We start from the raw sequence: 16,529 nt of genomic DNA on the forward strand, positions 1-16,529 counted from the left end.
TTAGAGATTATCTGTTGGCACCGACGAGTTCGACGCGTTCTCGCAGGCCGTCACGCACCGTCGGCCAGTCCTCCGCGATGACCGAGAACATGACGGTGTCACGGACGCTGCCGTCGTCTCGGCGGAAGTGTCGCCGCAACGTGCCCTCGTATGTCGCGCCCAGCCGTGCGATGGCCTGTTGGGAACGGGTGTTGCGGGTATCGGTCTTGAGCTGCACCCGGCCAACCCGCAAGGTGTCGAAGGCATAGCCGAGGAGAAGCAGTTTGGTTTCGGGGTTCACCACGCCACCCCATACCTGCGGGGAATACAGCGTGTAGCCGATCTCGAGGCGCGCGTCATACGTATTGACATCGAGATAGGAGCTCATGCCTACTGCCCCCTCGCCAGTGCGTACCACCCACGGCGCCCAGTTCACACTGGCGACTCGCGGTGACAGAATCTCCTCGAAGTGCGTCGGGCTACTCGGCCGCCCGGGCACATGCGCCCACACCTCGTCACGGTCCAGCGCATGGAACAGTTCTTCTGCGTCGCGTGACGGATCGAGGGGCGTGACCGTGACTGTGGAACCCTTCAGTTCCGTTCCGGCAGGTACCGGCCACACCATGTTGGGCCACGGCTGATCGTTGGGGCGCGCATCGGTTACCGGCTCGAACCTGGGGATATTCACGGTCATTCCCTCACAATACTTTCGGGCACAACCGAATTGCGCGGACCTCCTCCGGTACCGGCGATCGACGACCACCAGCATCCGAAGGAGCCCCGCACTTCCCAGATCTGTTACATGGCCGGAATCGGCGGCGGCGGCATGGGAACGCCGGCGGCGGCCGCGCCAGCACCGATCGCCGCACCGACGCCGGCGGCCGGGATCCCGAGCGCAGCGGCACCAAGCGCTCCGCCTGTTGCTGCACCGATTGCTCCACCGGCAGCCATAGCGGGAAGAGCCACCGCCGTCTCGGCGACAATGCCCCCGACTATCAACGGAACACTGATCACACATGCAGTGGTCGCGCACCCGAACCCCGCGATTCCGCCGGTGACAGCTGCCACCGCTACGGAGCCCGCAACCAGCCCCGTCCCTGCGCCTACCACTGCACCAGTGGCGCCGCCGCCGATGCCGCCCAGCGCACCGCCCACGGCGCCGCCGACCAGCGCACCGTTGATCGCACCGTTGGTGACGTTGTTCATATCCGGCCCGGGCAACGGACCGTCGACCGACACGACCGGAGCCACAATCTCGGAAACGGGTACCGCAGCTGCCACGTTCGGCGTCAGAGCGACCGATTCTGATTGGGCAACAGTATGTTTCGCCGGAGCCGCGCTGGCAGTTCCGGTGGCGGCGAATGCCACGGCGATCGATACGGGGACGGCCCCCAGAGCAGCAACCTTGCCGACGTTCGGCGAGACCCGACGATGCTTACCGACAGTACGACGATGAGTCATTATTCCCCCACTCGAGTTTTGATTCTTTAGACATTCGAACCTATTGAATCCCTCAACCCGAACCAAGTTTTGTGGCCACACTCATGGGGCGCTGTAATGACGGGTTAGCTCTCGTGCGTTACGCGGGTGTCGTATTCCTCACGATTCGCGAGCACCGCACCCATATTCGCCTCGGCCCATATCTTGATACCGCGGATCACCTCGTGGAGCGAGAGTCCGAGGTCGGTCAGTTCATAGGTGACCGTGACCGGCACGGTCGGCGTCACGGTGCGAACGAGCAAACCGTCACGCTCGAGTGAGCGCAGAGTCTGGGTGAGCATCTTCTGACTGACCCCTGCCAATCGGCGTGACAGTTCGGAGTAGCGCATCACTCGCGGCCCGCCGGAGCTGTCATGCCCCGGATGCGTGGGACCGTCGCTGCCGAGCGCGGCGAGGATGAGCGCCACCCACTTGTCGGAGATGCGATCGAGCAATTTGCGACTCGGGCATTCCGCCAGGAATGCGTCGTATTCGGCCTTCGCATGTGCGCGCTTCTGTGCGGCCGTCATCGTGGGCATCTGTCGCACCTTCCTACCGCCTGGTGACCTACGCACCTCGAAGTACGTACTTCCGAATGGAGAGTTACCTATCCATAGTGAAGTAGTCAGCATGTCGAACACAATCCCCTAGGAGCGTTAACTCATGACGAACTCCACTTTCCGTGCCGCAGTGGTCCGCACTCCGAGCGGCCCCGACTCGATCGAGATCATCGACATCCCCGCCTCCTCGCCGGGGCCCGGCCAGGTACGGGTCCAGATCGTCGCAGCGACCGTCAACCCCGTCGACCTGGCGATCGCGAACGGCCTCTTCCATGAAATGGGCGCCGTCCATCAGCCGGAACACACCGGTCTGGGCTGGGACTTCGCCGGGACGGTGATCGACACGGGCGAGGGCGTGCACGTTGCGGCCGGAACACGGGTGGCAGGCATGGTGGGCGGCTTCGACCGAGACTTCGGAACCTACGCCGAGCAACTCGTCGTCCCCGCAACCGATCTCGCGGTGGTTCCGGACGAGCTGGATCTGGCCGCAGCGTCGACGGTGCCGCTCAACGCGCAGACCGCCTCCCAGATCGTCGACCTGCTCGGCGATGCGCCTGCGAATGCAAACCGTCTGCTGGTTACCGGAGCGGCCGGCGCTGTCGGGGCCTATGTCATCTCACTCGCACAAGGCCGCGGCTGGCAGGTGACGGGTCTCGCACGCGCCGAGGACCAGGAGTTCGTCACCACCCTCGGTGCGGGCTTCGTCACGCGCACCGAATCGGGTTGGGATGCGGTCGTCGATACCGCGACACTGGGGCAGCAGGCCATCACCCTCGTGCGCGACGGCGGCACCTATGTGGGTGTCCGACCGAATGCCGGACCTGCCACCGAACGCGGAATCCGAGCGGAAGCGGTGATGGCCCACCCGGACGGCAACCGACTGGCCGAACTCCTGGCCCGCACCGCGTCAGGTGAGCTTCCCGCACGGATACATACGGTGATGCCGCTGGACCAGGTCGCCGATGCGCACAAGGCCGTAGCCAAGGGCGGGGTGCGCGGGCGTTATGTGCTCATCCCCTGAGCGATTACTGGCACCGGTCGCCGGAACCTCGGTGGCCGGTACCGCTCTCCGGCGCCAGGATCTGCACGACGTTGTCGTCGAGATCGACTGCAATTCCGGGCTTGTCGCAGGTGGCAAGATCGACCCGCAGCGATTTCTTGGCCTCCACCTCTTCGGCGGTGTGCCGGTACGACGGCGAGAGCAAGGTCTGCATCTCGCCGAATGCACCGGAAACACCGCCGCCGTAGTTCGCGCTGCGCTTGCGCCAGTAGATCCAGCCCTTGCGTTCGGCCCACAACGCAATCCGATCCACAACAAAGAGCACCACCACGAGAACGGCCAGACCGACAGCCCAGTGCACGACGCCTCCTCGGTAGCTCAGAGTGATTCGGGATCCTCGGTGAGTGCGGCACCGACCTCACGGGTCAGCTTCAGCGCGTCGCGACTCCACTGCTCACTCGCCCCGGCCAGACCACACGTGGGAGTGACCGCCACCTGAGTTCGCAGGGTGGTGCGTGGGAACCCGAGTCGGTCGATCAACGTCACGGCCGGCTGCGCCAACTCGCGCCAACCGGGCACAGTTTCCGGTGGGAGCGTCGGAACGAGCCCTAGGACCAATTCCTTTCCGGAATCGATCAGTTCGCCGATGCCGTCCAGACCGGACGACGTCAACTGCGAGGCATCGAAACCGATGGCGAAAGCGGAACTTCGGCGCAGCAGGTCCGCCGGAATATCGGCCGCACAGCAGTGAACCAGGACGCGATGCCCGGTCGCGTCGATGGCGCTGTCGAGGAACGCGAGCGCTTCGGGTTCGGGAACGGCGGGCACCGTTTCGAGGCGAGTCCGGCCTTTCAGGGTTCCTGCCAGCACCGCGGGCAACGAGGGTTCGTCGAACTGAACGACCACCTGCGCTCCGGTCCGTCGCGTCACCTCGACAGCATGCCGGGAAACGCCTTCGCCCAACGATTCTGCGAAGTCGCGGACCGCGCCGCGATCGGTGAGGATGCGCTTGCCGGTGGCGAACTCCACCTGGGCGGCGAGGGTCAGCGGTCCGACGGACTGCACTTTCAGCACCTGGTCGCCGCTGAAACCAGCGACCTCCCAGGCCTCTTCGAGAGCGTCGAGATCCTGAATCATCAGGTCGGTGGCACGCTTGGTGACCGAGCCGCGCGAGCGTGTGATTCGGTAGCCGGTGGTGGATGCGTCGAGGGGAATGTCGACGAGCAGTGCCGCGGCACGACCGATCATATCCGCGCCGAGCCCACGGTCGGGTAGTTCGACGAGGTGCGGCAACTCCCCCAGTTCGCCGAGAATCACTCGGGCGGATTCGAGCGGATTCGTTCCCGGCCACGAGCCCACACCGGTGACCGCGCCGGCCAGACTGACGGAACGAGCGTGGGGTGTCACAGTGGGTTCGGCGCTCCGCCGGTACCGGCGATGGTGCCGCTACCGAGCACGATGTCGCCCTGAGCGTCGGGGCGGTACAGCACGACGGCCTGACCCTTGGCCACACCGGTGAGAGGTGCGCGCAGCGTGATCTCGATGCCGCCGTCGACCGCCTCGGCAATTGCCTGCGCAAGCCCGCCGTGCGCCCGCACCTGCACCGTGCACTCGACAGGACCATCGGGCGTCTGACCCGATGTCCACACCGCACGCTCGGCAGAAATTGACCACACCTCGAGATTGGCCGCCGACCCGACACGCACCGTGCCGGTTTCGGGTTCGATGGCCGTCACGTACCGCGGGCGACCGTCTGCAGCAGGCCCTTGCACGCCGAGCCCCTTGCGCTGCCCGATCGTGAATCCGTGCACACCCTCGTGTTCGGCAAGCACCTCGCCCGAGTCGGTGTCGACGACGCTGCCGGGACGCACACCGATACGTGCCCCGAGGAACGCACGGGTGTCACCGGACGGGATGAAGCAGATGTCGTGGCTGTCCGGCTTGTCCGCGACCGCGAGGCCGCGCTCCGCAGCCTCCTCGCGAATCCGGTCCTTGGGGCTGTCTCCCACCGGGAACATTGCGCGCGAGAGTTGCTCGGAGGTGAGCACGCCCAGAACGTAGGACTGATCCTTGTCGTCGTCGACAGCCCGACGCAGCACCCCGTCCTCGAGACGGGCGTAGTGCCCGGTCGCCACCGCATCGAAGCCGAGTGCCGCAGCACGATCCGCCAGCGCCGAGAACTTGATCTTCTCGTTGCAGCGCAGGCACGGGTTGGGGGTTTCACCGGCGGCATAGGACGCGACGAAATCGTCGATCACGTCTTCCTTGAAGCGCTCCGCGAAATCCCATACATAGAAGGGAATTCCGAGCACATCGGCCGCGCGTCTCGCGTCGCCGGCGTCCTCCTTGGAACAACACCCCCGTGAACCGGTGCGCAGTGCACCCGGTGCGGTGGACAACGCAAGATGGACTCCGACCACGTCGTGTCCCGCATCGACGGCACGGGCGGCGGCAACCGCCGAATCCACCCCGCCACTCATGGCTGCCAGAATGCGCATCAGTTGCCTCCTCCGCGCGATCCGGCGCCGGCCAGGCCGGCGGCGCGGGCGCGCTCTACTACCTGTGGCAGCGCCGCTACCAGCGCGGCCACGTCGTCGATTGTCGAAGTGTGTCCCAGCGAGAACCGCAACGACCCGCGTGCGGTGGCCGGGTCGGTGCCGATGGCGAGGAGCACGTGGCTCGCGCTCGCCACTCCCGCAGTACATGCGGATCCGGTGGAGCATTCGATTCCGGCCGCGTCGAGCAGCATCAACAGGGAATCGCCTTCACATCCGGGGAAGGTGAAATGCGCGTTGCCGGCCAGCCGGTGGTCGCCCTTCGGTCCGTTCAGAATCGCCTCGGGTGCGACGCGTAGCACTTCCGAGACGAGATGATCGCGAAGCGACGCCAGTTCCGCCGTACCGTTTGCGAGGTCCTGGGTGGCCGCCCGCAGCGCCGCAGCCATCCCCACCACGCCCGCAGTGTCCGCGGTTCCCGATCGCAGGTCACGTTCGTGCCCGCCGCCATGCAGCAACGGAACGCACGGCACCGTGCGCCCCAGCAGGAGCGCCCCCACGCCCTGCGGACCGCCGAACTTGTGGGCGGCGACACTCATGGCGGAAAGCCCACTCGCGGCGAAGTCGACCGGCAGGTGGGCCACCGCCTGAATGGCGTCACTGTGCATGGGGATCTCGAACTCCGACGCCACTGCGGCAAGTTCGGCGATCGGCATCACGGTGCCGATCTCGTTGTTCGCCCACATGATGGTCACGAGCGCGGCTTCCTCGCCGTGGAGCTCGAGCTCGCGTCGCAGGGTGAGCGGATCCACGCGGCCGACCTCGTCCACCGGCAGCCAGCTGATCTGGGCGCCTTCGTGCTGCTCGAGCCATTCGAGGGCATCGATCACGGCGTGGTGCTCCACCGCGCTCGCGATGATGCGGGTGCGCTTCGGATCGGCATCGCGCCGGGCCCAGTAGATCCCCTTGACGGCAAGGTTGTCGCTTTCGGTCCCACCCGAGGTGAAGATCACCTCGGAGGGACGGGCACCCAGATTAGCGGCGATGGATTCGCGTGACTCCTCGACCCGTCTCCGGGCGGCGCGACCGGAACCGTGCAGCGACGATGCATTGCCCACTGTGGTGAAGATGTCGGTCATGGCCCGGACGGCCGCCGACACCAGTGGCGTGGTGGCGGCGTGATCCAGGTAGACAGGAGGAACAAAGGTGCGAGCAGAGGTCATGACCTGACCAGGATAACCTAGGCGACCAGCCTCTCCTGCGCCTCGATAGCGGGGTCGAGGATGTCGTGGGCTGCCAGGTCGATGCGTTCAGCGCCGCGTACTGCACGTTCGGCGCGGGCGGCGAGGTCGTGACGTGACTGCCCCGGATACTCGATCGGCGCCAATCGGACCGCAGCGGTGACGTTCTCCTGCCCGATGATGCGGCGAATCGACTGCCCGATCGTTTCCTCCCCGACGAAGCACGGCCTGGTGGTGAGACTGCCGTCTTCCTCGGCGTAGCGAACCGAAACCGGTTGCACCGGGCACTCGGCGTCGATCGCCGCCTCGAACATGGCAGGACGGAATCCGCCGTAGGCGCGGCCACACCACGTGGTGCCCTCGGGAAAGACGACGACCCGCTCACCCGCCCGCAGCCGGTCGGCGGCAACTCCGATCGTCGCGGGGAGTGCTCGAAGGTTCTGGCGCTCGATGGGGATGACGCGCATCCGCCGAGCCAACGACCCGAGAACCCGCCAATCCAACAGGTCTGCGCGGGCAACGAAGCTCGCGGGGGCTATCGCACTCAACACCAGAACATCGCACCAGGAGACGTGGCCTGCGACGATCATGACGCCGCCCTCCGGTCGACGCACACCTCGCTCGTCGGAGATTCGCAACCGCATCCCCATACAGCGAAGAAGCATGCGGGAGTACCTGCGTTGCAGACCGGACCGAAGCCTGCGGGGAAGCAACCATCCCGCGCTCAACACGGGAGCGGTCGCCAACGCAGCGAACACCAGGATCCAGCGACCGATCACTGTCGCGCGCGACACCCGGCCCTGGTCTGCCGGCAAGCAGCCGTCGCCGCACGGGCTCGTCGGCATCCACGAGTGCTGTCCGGTGCTCATCGGGCACTTACCGACTCGAGGTTGGCGGATGCCGACTGCAACCTGTCGAGATACCGCTGATTGGCATCGCGGCGGTGCAGAATCGCGACGAAGTCGGCAACACCGAAGTCGGGGTCGTGTGCGGGTTCGCCACAGATCTTCGCGTTCATTCGCAGATATCCCCGCAGGAGCGGCGGGATGAGCGGCCGCACGGGCGGGACGAGATCGTCCAGGCTCTTGCCATCGACGACCACCGGCGAGTAGGGCACGACTCGACGGCCGGGCTCGTTGCCGTGTCTGCGCAGGATCATGTCACGCACGCCGCGGACATTCGCCCCAGCGGGTTCGTCCGGGGTCTCCTGCATCGGCACCGACACACACCCCATGACCGATTCGTGGCCGGTCAGTTCGAGGTAGTGCAAGATCCCTGCCCACATCAGACTGAGCACGGAACCCGAACGATGGTCGCGTTCGACACACGCGCGGCCCATTTCGACGACGCGATTGTCGGCGGGTGCCAGTGCGGAGATGTCGAATTCTGTGGCCGTGTAGTAGCCGCCCGCGGCCACTGCCCCATCGGGCGGAAGCATCCGGTAGCAGCCGACGAACTCGCCGGTCACGTCGTGACGCACGAGCAGGTGGTCACAAAAGTCATCGAACCGATCGGCATCGAGGCCATCGGGAGCGTCCGGAATCGAGAACCCGGGCTCGGACGCGAAAACCCGGTAACGGAGCCGCTGAGCGGCGACTCGGTGCTCACGGTCGGACGAGACGACCAGGGAATACCTGGGCGCGGAAACAACGGAATCGGTGGCGTCGCGTGGCGAGCGCAGAACTGACGAAGTTGTCATGGCGCAGGTTTACCGAGCCACTGCAGACCTGCGGCAACCCTGAGGTGTCATGTCGATGCAGGACGGATGAACGCTCCCTGAAACGGACTGCGCCCCCGTCTCCCACTGGGAGACGGGGGCGCAACGAGCAGATGTCCGCTACGAGCGGTGATCAGCCCTTGTGAGCCTTGACAGCCTCGGTGAGCTGCGGAGCAACGTTGAACAGGTCGCCGACGATGCCGTAGTCCGCGATCTCGAAGATCGGGGCCTCTTCGTCCTTGTTCACCGCGACGATGGTCTTCGAGGTCTGCATACCTGCACGGTGCTGGATGGCGCCGGAGATACCGAGGGCGATGTACAGCTGCGGGGAGACCGTCTTACCGGTCTGACCGACCTGGAACTGGCCCGGGTAGTAACCCGAGTCCACGGCGGCACGCGAGGCACCGACAGCGGCACCGAGCGAGTCGGCGAGCTCCTCGACGACGGAGAACTTGTCGGCGCTGCCGACACCACGGCCACCGGAAACGACGACGGTCGCCTCGGTGAGCTCGGGACGGTCGCCACCGACGATCGGCTCACGCGAGGTGATCTTCACGGCGCCGTCTTCCTGGGCGGGAACCTCGACGGCAACCTTCTCGCCGGCTCCGGCCTGCGGCTGCGCCTCGATGGCACCCGGGCGGACCGAGATGACCGGGACGTCACCGTTGGCCTTGGCATCGACGGTGAAGGCGCCACCGAAGATGGAGTGGACGACGCTGCCGTCGCTCTTGACGTCGACGACGTCCACGAGCAGGCCGGAACCGATGCGCGCAGCGAGACGGCCGGACACCTCCTTGCCCTCGATGCTGGCGGCGGTGAGCACTGCTGCCGGCGATGCGGACTCGACGAGTCCGGCGAGGACGTCGACCTTGGGGGTGACGAGGAAGCCGTCGATGTCGTCCGACTCGGCGACGTAGACCTTCTCGGCGCCGGCCGCGGTGAGTGCATCCGCGAGCTTGTCGGCGGTGCCGGCGGGGCCCGTGACGACGGCGGACGGCTCACCCAGCGCGCGTGCGGCGGTGATGAGTTCGGTGCTGATCTTCTTGAGTGCACCCTCTGCGTGCTCGACGAGCACAAGTACTTCTGCCATGACTAACTCTCCCTGTGAATGTCTGCTGGTTGTCTAGAGGGGCGCGATCAGATGATCTTCTGAGCCACGAGGTAAGCGGCGATCTGGCTGCCGCCTTCGCCCTCGTCGGTGATGCGCTCACCAGCGGTACGGGGGGGCTTGGGGGTGGAGGCGGTGACCGTGGTGGCTGCATTGGCAACACCGACGGTCTCCGGGTCGACGCCGAGGTCGGCGAGCGTGTAGACGAGAACTTCCTTCTTCTTCGCGGCCATGATGCCCTTGAAGGAGGGGAAGCGGGGCTCGTTGATCTTCTCGTTGACCGAGACGATGGCGGGAAGGCCGGCTTCGAGACCGAAGACGCCCTCGTCGGTCTCGCGCTCGCCGGTGACGGTGCCGTCGGCGACCGACAGCTTGCGCAGCTGCGTGAGCTGCGGGATGCCCAGGTACTCGGCGATGATGGCGGGAACTGCACCGACGCGGCCGTCGGTGGCCTCGTTGCCGGCGATGATCAGGTCGGCAGCTTCACCGTTCTCGAAAGTGATCTGGCCGAGAGCCGCGGCGAGCGTCCATGCGGTCTGGACACCGTCGGAGCCGTGGAGGGCCGGGTCGTTGATGTGAACGGCCTTGTCGGCACCCATCGACAGCGCCTTGCGGATCGCGTCGGTCGCGCGGTCGGGACCGGCTGCGAGGAGGGTGACCTCGCCACCCTGAGCTTCCTTGATGAGGAGTGCTTCTTCGACGGCGCGCTCGTTGATCTCGTCGAGCACTGCGTCGGCAGCTTCACGGTCGAGGGTGAAATCACCGTCGGTGAGCTTGCGCTCGGACCACGTGTCGGGGACCTGCTTGATCAAAACAACGATGTTCGTCATGGGTCTTCGTCGACCTCCTGTGTGTTTTTACCTGGTTGTCGTGAGCTACTGCGCGCAGGCCGAACTCTCGTCTGTGTAGTTCGGCGCACGTCGACTGAGCGTTAGATTACCTCACGTCAAGTTACCCGCGAGTAACTTGGGTGCGAGCCTCGTTCACCATAGCGGCGAAAGCGAGATTCACCACTGTGATCCGGACCACGACGAACAGCCCGAACCAAGGGGGCACTAGCCTCGCACCCGTGAGCGAATCAATTGTCGGCGACCGAGACGACGCACCACTGCCCCTCACCGGGGAACGCACCGTGCCTGGAATCCCCGAGGAGAACTACTGGTTCAGGCGACACGAAGTCGTCTACCTGGACCTGCTCGACCGGTGCGCGGACAAGACCGTCCTCGAAGCCGGCTCCGGAGAAGGCTACGGAGCCAACATGATCGCCGACGTCGCCACCGAGGTGACCGGACTCGATTACGACCTGTCGGCCGTCGAGCACGTGCGGACCCGTTACCCGCGGGTCGAGATGGTCCACGGCAACCTCGCGGAGCTCCCACTCGAAGACGCCTCCGTCGACGTGGTGGTCAATTTCCAGGTGATCGAGCACCTGTGGGATCAGGCCCAGTTTCTGCGCGAATGCTTCCGGGTCCTGAAGCCCGGTGGTGAACTGCTGGTGAGCACGCCCAACCGGATCACCTTCTCCCCCGGTCGCGACACCCCGCTCAACCCCTTCCATACCCGCGAACTGAATGCTGCGGAGCTGACGGAACTCCTCGTCGAGGCCGGTTTCACCGTCTCGGTCATGACCGGGGTCCACCACGGCGAGCGTCTTCGTACTCTCGACGCCAAGCACGGCGGGTCGTTCATCGACGCGCAGATCGACCGTGCCCTGGCCGGTGAGCCGTGGCCCGAAGACCTCACCAACGATGTCGAAGGCATCACCGCCGCCGACTTCACTCTCCAGGAACCGGACATCGACGGCAGCCTGGACCTCGTGGCCATCGCAGTGAAGGTCCCGGTTACGTGACGAAGAACACCGAACCGGGCATGTTCTGCCTGGTCCTGCACTCTCATCTGCCGTGGCTCGCGAACCACGGCAGGTGGCCGGTCGGCGAGGAATGGCTGTACCAGTCCTGGGCTGCGTCGTACCTTCCGCTGACCGCCGTCCTGCGCCGACTCTCCGACGAGGGGCGATCCAATCTCCTCACCCTCGGGATCACGCCGGTCCTCGCCGCACAGTTGGACGACCCCCATTCCCTGTCCGGAATGCACCACTGGCTGGGAAACTGGCAGATCAGGGCACACGAGGCGGCCGGGATGCCGGACGCGGCGCACCGCGCGCTCGGCGCCCGCGAGCACCGCGCGGCAGCCGCTGCCCTGGAAGATTTCGAGACCCGGTGGCGGCACGGCGGGTCCCCGGTGGTGCGCGAGCTGATCGATTCGCAGGCGATCGAATTGCTGGGCGGTCCGCTCGCCCACCCGTTCCAGCCGTTGCTCGACCCACGCCTTCGCGCGTTTTCCCTGGCAGAAGGCCTCGCCGACGCGCAGGCGCGGTGGCGGCACACCCCGACCGGCATCTGGGGACCCGAATGTGGGTACACCCCCGGCATGGAGGTCGGTTATCAGGCTGCGGGTGTGAGCCACTTCATGGTGGACGGTCCCGCGCTGCGCGGAGACACCTCCCTCGGTCGCCCGGTCCGCGAATCCGATGTGGTCGCCTTCGGACGCGACCTCCAGGTGAGCTACCGCGTCTGGTCCCCCAAATCCGGCTACCCAGGTCACGGTGCGTACCGCGACTTCCATACCTACGACCACGAGACCGGTCTCAAACCTGCCCGAGTGACGGGTCGCACGGTCGACTCCGCGAACAAGGCTCCGTACGACCCGCAGCTCGCCTCTGCTGCCGTCGACCGGCACGTCGCCGACTTCGTGGACTCCGTCCGCACGCGACTGCGCGAAGAATCCGACCGCATCGGCCGCGACGCACTGGTCGTGGCCGCATTCGACACCGAACTGTTCGGGCATTGGTGGCACGAGGGTCCGGAATGGCTCGAGAAGGTCTTACGCGCACTCCCGGAAGCCGGAATCCGCGTCGGCACACTCGGGGACGCGAAAGCGCAGGGCTTCGTCGGTGAACCCGTCGGGCTCGAGGATTCGTCCTGGGGCTCGGGCAAGGACTGGCGGGTGTGGGCCGGCGATCAGGTATCCGACCTCGTGCAGCTCAACTCCGAGGTGGTCGCGACCGCCCTCGAGACGATCGACAAGTCCAGCGGCGACTCGGCTCCGGGCAGGCCCGCGCTGCGCAACCGGGTATCGGACCAAATGGTGCGCGAAGCCCTGATGACCGTCTCGAGCGACTGGGCGTTCATGGTCAGCAAGGATTCCGCCGCCGGGTATGCGCGCGAACGAGCACACAAGCACGCGCACGCCCTTCGCGAGATCGCCGCCGCGGTCGCCGAGGGCAAGGACACCCGTGCGGCGCACCTTGCCGCAGGCTGGAACAATGCCGACGGGCTCTTTCCCGGCCTCGACGCCCGACGCCTACCTGGACCGGACAGCCCGAATCCGACCGACCGCACAGAGAGCACGCCATGAAAATCCTCATCGTGTCCTGGGAGTACCCGCCGGTGGTCGTGGGAGGGCTGGGGCGTCACGTCCACCATCTCGCGACCGAATTGGCTGCTGCGGGGAACGAGGTGGTCGTCCTCTCGCGCAGACCCTCCGGAACCGACGCGACCACCCACCCCACGATCAGCCACTTCGAGGACGGTGTCCTCGTGGTTGCCGTCGCCGAAGATCCGGCACACTTCGTCTTCGGCGAGGACATGCTGGCGTGGACGCTGGCGATGGGGCACGCCATGGTCCGTGCCGGTACCGCCCTGCGCAAACCCGGACTGGGCGAAGGATGGCAGCCCGACGTCGTGCACGCGCACGATTGGCTCGTGGCGCATCCGGCGATCGCTCTCGCCGAGTTCTACGACGTGCCCCTCGTCTCCACCCTGCATGCGACCGAAGCCGGCCGGCACAGCGGCTGGGTATCCGGTCGGATCAACCGCCAGGTGCACTCGGTCGAGTGGTGGCTGGCCAACGAGTCGGACAGCCTCATCACATGCTCCGCGTCGATGAAGGACGAGGTCACCGCACTCTACGGGCCGAGTTTGCCGCCGGTGACTGTGATCCGGAACGGAATCGACCTCACCACGTGGAGTTACCGCGAACGCGCACCCAGGTCCGGGCCGCCGCGACTGCTCTACGTCGGCCGCCTCGAATACGAGAAAGGCGTCCAGGACGCGATCGCGGCGCTCCCCCGCATCAGACGCAGCCACCCGGGAACGACACTCGCCATCGCCGGCGAGGGCACCCAGTTCGAGTGGCTGTCGGAACTCGCTCGCACACACCGCGTCGCGCGCTCGGTGACCTTCCTGGGAAACCTGGACCACATCGAACTTCTCGGCTGGCTGCACGGCACCGACGCCATCGTTCTCCCGAGCCGCTACGAACCGTTCGGCATCATCGCCCTCGAATCCGCGGCAGCGGGTGCGCCGCTGGTGGCGTCCACGGCAGGCGGTCTGGGCGAGGCCGTGGTCGACGGCGTCACCGGTGTGTCGTTCGCCCCGGGCGACGTCGCGGGGCTGACGTCTGCGGTGCGGGAAGTTCTCGACGATCCGGCCGCAGCCACCGTTCGCGCAGAAGCAGCTCGGGCACGATTGACGTCCGACTTCGACTGGCACAAGGTCGCCGACGACACCGCGAACGTCTATGCGGCCGCGAAACGCCGTGTCCGCCATCCGCTGGCGCGTCCGCAGATTCCCGAGCGCCCGCTACCCGATCGGTAGATGTAGTTCCTTCCCGGAAACTGCAGCTCGGCCGGTATCCGCCCCGAGTCGCTTGTTAAAAACCCTAATTCCCGGGCGGTAGCCAACCGGGGTACCAGTTGCCCGGTGCCGGTGGTGTGGGCTGGGGTGCAGAAGGTGCGTCGGGTTGTGTTGCCGAACACTGCGAATCATCACCCTGCTGTTTGGACAATGTCACGGTGTAGTCGTTGAACACGTCCCAACTCGGGTAGCGGTATCGGACGGCGGATGGGTCCGTTCCGTCCTGGGCGAGTTCGGGTGCTGATGTGAGCGGATCGTTCTGCGCATCGGTGGGAGGGTCGACCAGATACACGTCGAGTTGAGGAGCGAGGCCTGCCGGATGCCATTGACCGTCCGGGTGGCGGGTGAACAGTTCCGAACTATCGGTGCAGACACTCACCGTGTATCCGTTGGTGTCGGCGTCGGAGACGTCGACAACCCGAAACGCCACTGTTCCGGTTCCGCCGCTGGGCTGCTGCTGCGGTAAAGGTTGTGCGCCGCTGTAGATATCGCGTGCCACCTCGGGTGTGAACCACCGCGACTCCGCTGCCGCACGGGTGGCCTGAACGACCGGGGAATCGAGATCCGTTGTGCGAAACGCTACCCACTGAAACCCGACCTTCAGTGCGTCGCCGGGAGCCGGGGCCGGTGTCGTCACCTCCACAGTCGACGCCGACTCCGGTTGGTCGGCGTTGTTACCGCACCCGGTTGCGACCGAGAGTGTGACAAGAACGGCTCCAACATATTTCATCGATGCCCGCATCCGGTCATGCTCCTTCCGGTCGAAGCCAACCCGGGTACCAGGTTCCCGGCGGCATCTCATTCGCCGGCGCATCCGGTGTAACGTCTACCGCCTCGCATTGCGCGTTCAACGCGTCTTTCTCCTCCGCAGAGACCCCAACACCTGATCTTCCAGGAAGCTCCACGTGGTAACCGTTGAAAACATCCCAGGTTGGGTAGCGTTCTCGTGTGTGCGAACCGTCTGCCGCATGCGCCGACCGCAAGGGATTGGCAGCCCCCCATTCTGGGAATGTGACGATGTACCACAGGGTGACTGGTGGCCACGTGGATACTCTCCAACCGTCGTCATATTCTGCCGCCATAGACCCGTCGTCACACACGTTCACCCGCACCGCCGGTTTCCCTTCGTGCACGAACTTCTCGGCGTGCTGAACAGTGAAATGTACCGTTCCGCGTAGCCCTACGCGGACTGGCGAGAAGTCTCCTCCTGTTTGGGACAGGTATGCCTCGTCAACCCCCGGATACAGCAGCTCGCCGGTGCTCTCGGGTATCTGGAGCGCCTCGGCGAATGCGCGGACCACCTGCATCGCTGGTGAATCCCAATCCACCGGAACGGTAGCCGACCACCGAAAGTTCAATGCCTGCGACCGCTCGGACAGCGTCCCCGGTGACTTCGGTTCGCCGACAGACTGCTGCACTGTCGCCGGCCCTCCGCAACCAACGAGACCCACACACAGGATCAATCCGAGAAGTCGTTGCGCTTTCATTTCACCGTCACGTTCGTCGTAAACCTGTATCGAGGATTACTTCTCGGGCTGTAGCCAACCGGGGTACCAGTTGCCAGGTGCCGGTGGTGCGGTCTGGGGTGTGGAGGGGGCGTCAGATTGTGTTGCCGAACACTGCGAATCATCACCCTGCTGTTTGGACAATGTCACGGTGTAGTCGTTGAACACGTCCCAACTCGGGTAGCGGTAGCGGACGGCGGATGGGTCCGTTCCGTCCTGGGCGAGTTCGGGTGCTGATGTGAGCGGATCGTTCTGCGCATCGGTGGGAGGGTCGACCAGATACACGTCGAGTTGAGGAGCGAGGCCTGCCGGATGCCATTGACCGTCCGGGTGGCGGGTGAACAGTTCCGAACTATCGGTGCAGACACTCACCGTGTATCCGTTGGTGTCGGCGTCGGAGACGTCGACAACCCGAAACGCCACTGTTCCGGTTCCGCCGCTGGGCTGCTGCTGCGGTAAAGGTTGTGCGCCGCTGTAGATATCGCGTGCCACCTCGGGTGTGAACCACCGCGACTCCGCTGCCGCACGGGTGGCCTGAACGACCGGGGAATCGAGATCCGTTGTGCGAAACGCTACCCACTGAAACCCGACCTTCAGTGCGTCGCCGGGAGCCGGGGCCGGTGTCGTCACCTCCACAGTCGACGCCGACTCCGGTTGGTCGGCGTTGTTACCGCACCCGGTTGCGACCGAGAGTGTGACAAGAACGGCTCCAACATATTTCATCGATGCCCGCATCCGGTCATGCTCC

General features: G+C 65.7%; 17 protein-coding genes. 4 read left to right on the top strand and 13 right to left on the bottom strand.

All coding sequences use genetic code 11. The annotated features are described in order from the left end of the window. Nucleotides 1–7: 7 nt before the first annotated feature. The 3 genes from ACZI8Q_RS08930 to ACZI8Q_RS08940 all read right to left on the bottom strand — a co-directional run bounded on the left by ACZI8Q_RS08930 (nt 8) and on the right by ACZI8Q_RS08940 (nt 1,997). A complete protein-coding gene (locus tag ACZI8Q_RS08930; protein ID WP_463373139.1) occupies nt 8–673 on the bottom strand; it encodes a GNAT family N-acetyltransferase in 666 nt (221 codons plus the stop codon). Nucleotides 674–777: 104 nt separating this feature from the next. Next, a complete protein-coding gene (locus tag ACZI8Q_RS08935; RefSeq protein WP_463373140.1) occupies nt 778–1,440 on the bottom strand; it encodes a hypothetical protein in 663 nt (220 codons plus the stop codon). 104 nt (nt 1,441–1,544) lie between these two features. Next, nucleotides 1,545–1,997: a winged helix-turn-helix transcriptional regulator gene (locus ACZI8Q_RS08940; RefSeq protein ID WP_463373141.1), complete on the bottom strand. Its 453-nt coding sequence runs from the start codon at nt 1,995–1,997 to the stop codon at nt 1,545–1,547. A 124-nt stretch (nt 1,998–2,121) separates the two neighbouring features. Here ACZI8Q_RS08940 and ACZI8Q_RS08945 point away from each other — a divergent pair, with 124 nt between their 5' ends. Beyond that, a complete protein-coding gene (locus tag ACZI8Q_RS08945; RefSeq protein WP_463373142.1) occupies nt 2,122–3,039 on the top strand; it encodes an NADP-dependent oxidoreductase in 918 nt (305 codons plus the stop codon). A gap of 4 nt (nt 3,040–3,043) precedes the next feature. On the opposite strand, the gene ACZI8Q_RS08950 is transcribed toward ACZI8Q_RS08945, so the two are convergent. The 8 genes from ACZI8Q_RS08950 to ACZI8Q_RS08985 all read right to left on the bottom strand — a co-directional run bounded on the left by ACZI8Q_RS08950 (nt 3,044) and on the right by ACZI8Q_RS08985 (nt 10,409). Continuing rightward, nucleotides 3,044–3,379 carry a hypothetical protein gene (locus ACZI8Q_RS08950; RefSeq protein ID WP_463373143.1) on the bottom strand — a complete coding sequence of 112 codons (336 nt, stop codon included), beginning with the start codon at nt 3,377–3,379 and terminating at the stop codon, nt 3,044–3,046. 17 nt (nt 3,380–3,396) lie between these two features. Continuing rightward, nucleotides 3,397–4,425, bottom strand: coding sequence for a methionine synthase (locus tag ACZI8Q_RS08955; protein ID WP_463373144.1), 1,029 nt, complete (start codon nt 4,423–4,425; stop codon nt 3,397–3,399). Beyond that, entirely contained in the window at nt 4,422–5,516 is a 1,095-nt protein-coding gene (gene mnmA / locus ACZI8Q_RS08960; RefSeq protein ID WP_463373145.1) for a tRNA 2-thiouridine(34) synthase MnmA, read from the bottom strand. The genes ACZI8Q_RS08955 and mnmA overlap by 4 nt, the downstream gene beginning before the upstream one ends. After that, on the bottom strand, nt 5,516–6,736 hold the full coding sequence (locus ACZI8Q_RS08965) for a cysteine desulfurase family protein (protein WP_463373146.1): 1,221 nt from the start codon (nt 6,734–6,736) through the stop codon (nt 5,516–5,518). The genes mnmA and ACZI8Q_RS08965 overlap by 1 nt, the downstream gene beginning before the upstream one ends. Before the next feature lie 17 nt (nt 6,737–6,753). Beyond that, a complete protein-coding gene (locus ACZI8Q_RS08970; protein ID WP_463373147.1) occupies nt 6,754–7,623 on the bottom strand; it encodes a lysophospholipid acyltransferase family protein in 870 nt (289 codons plus the stop codon). Continuing rightward, nucleotides 7,620–8,453 (bottom strand): GNAT family N-acetyltransferase, encoded by an 834-nt coding sequence (locus ACZI8Q_RS08975; RefSeq protein WP_463373148.1) that lies wholly within the window; start codon nt 8,451–8,453, stop codon nt 7,620–7,622. The genes ACZI8Q_RS08970 and ACZI8Q_RS08975 overlap by 4 nt, the downstream gene beginning before the upstream one ends. Nucleotides 8,454–8,604: 151 nt before the next feature. Beyond that, a complete protein-coding gene (locus ACZI8Q_RS08980; RefSeq protein WP_463373149.1) occupies nt 8,605–9,561 on the bottom strand; it encodes an electron transfer flavoprotein subunit alpha/FixB family protein in 957 nt (318 codons plus the stop codon). 47 nt (nt 9,562–9,608) lie between these two features. Next, nucleotides 9,609–10,409: an electron transfer flavoprotein subunit beta/FixA family protein gene (locus tag ACZI8Q_RS08985; RefSeq protein WP_463373150.1), complete on the bottom strand. Its 801-nt coding sequence runs from the start codon at nt 10,407–10,409 to the stop codon at nt 9,609–9,611. Nucleotides 10,410–10,648: 239 nt separating this feature from the next. Here ACZI8Q_RS08985 and ACZI8Q_RS08990 point away from each other — a divergent pair, with 239 nt between their 5' ends. Genes ACZI8Q_RS08990 through ACZI8Q_RS09000 form a run of 3 tightly spaced genes read left to right on the top strand, consistent with a single transcriptional unit; the run spans nt 10,649 to nt 14,237 of the window. Then, nucleotides 10,649–11,428, top strand: a complete 780-nt coding sequence (locus tag ACZI8Q_RS08990; RefSeq protein ID WP_463373151.1) for a class I SAM-dependent methyltransferase — start codon at nt 10,649–10,651, stop codon at nt 11,426–11,428. Between the two features lie 20 nt (nt 11,429–11,448). Further along, nucleotides 11,449–12,996, top strand: a complete 1,548-nt coding sequence (locus ACZI8Q_RS08995) for a 1,4-alpha-glucan branching protein domain-containing protein (RefSeq protein ID WP_463373182.1) — start codon at nt 11,449–11,451, stop codon at nt 12,994–12,996. Next, nucleotides 12,993–14,237, top strand: a complete 1,245-nt coding sequence (locus ACZI8Q_RS09000; RefSeq protein ID WP_463373152.1) for a glycosyltransferase family 4 protein — start codon at nt 12,993–12,995, stop codon at nt 14,235–14,237. The genes ACZI8Q_RS08995 and ACZI8Q_RS09000 overlap by 4 nt, the downstream gene beginning before the upstream one ends. Nucleotides 14,238–14,301: 64 nt before the next feature. Here the strand turns inward: ACZI8Q_RS09000 and ACZI8Q_RS09005 are convergent, their stop codons facing one another. Next, the gene (locus tag ACZI8Q_RS09005) at nt 14,302–15,018 is read right to left on the bottom strand and encodes a hypothetical protein (RefSeq protein ID WP_463373153.1); all 717 of its coding nucleotides are present in this window, start codon (nt 15,016–15,018) and stop codon (nt 14,302–14,304) included. A 781-nt stretch (nt 15,019–15,799) separates the two neighbouring features. Continuing rightward, a partial coding sequence (locus ACZI8Q_RS09010) for a hypothetical protein (protein ID WP_463373154.1) occupies nt 15,800–16,529 on the bottom strand: 730 nt, incomplete at its 5' end.

It is taken from the genome of Rhodococcus quanlei, from assembly GCF_055231015.1.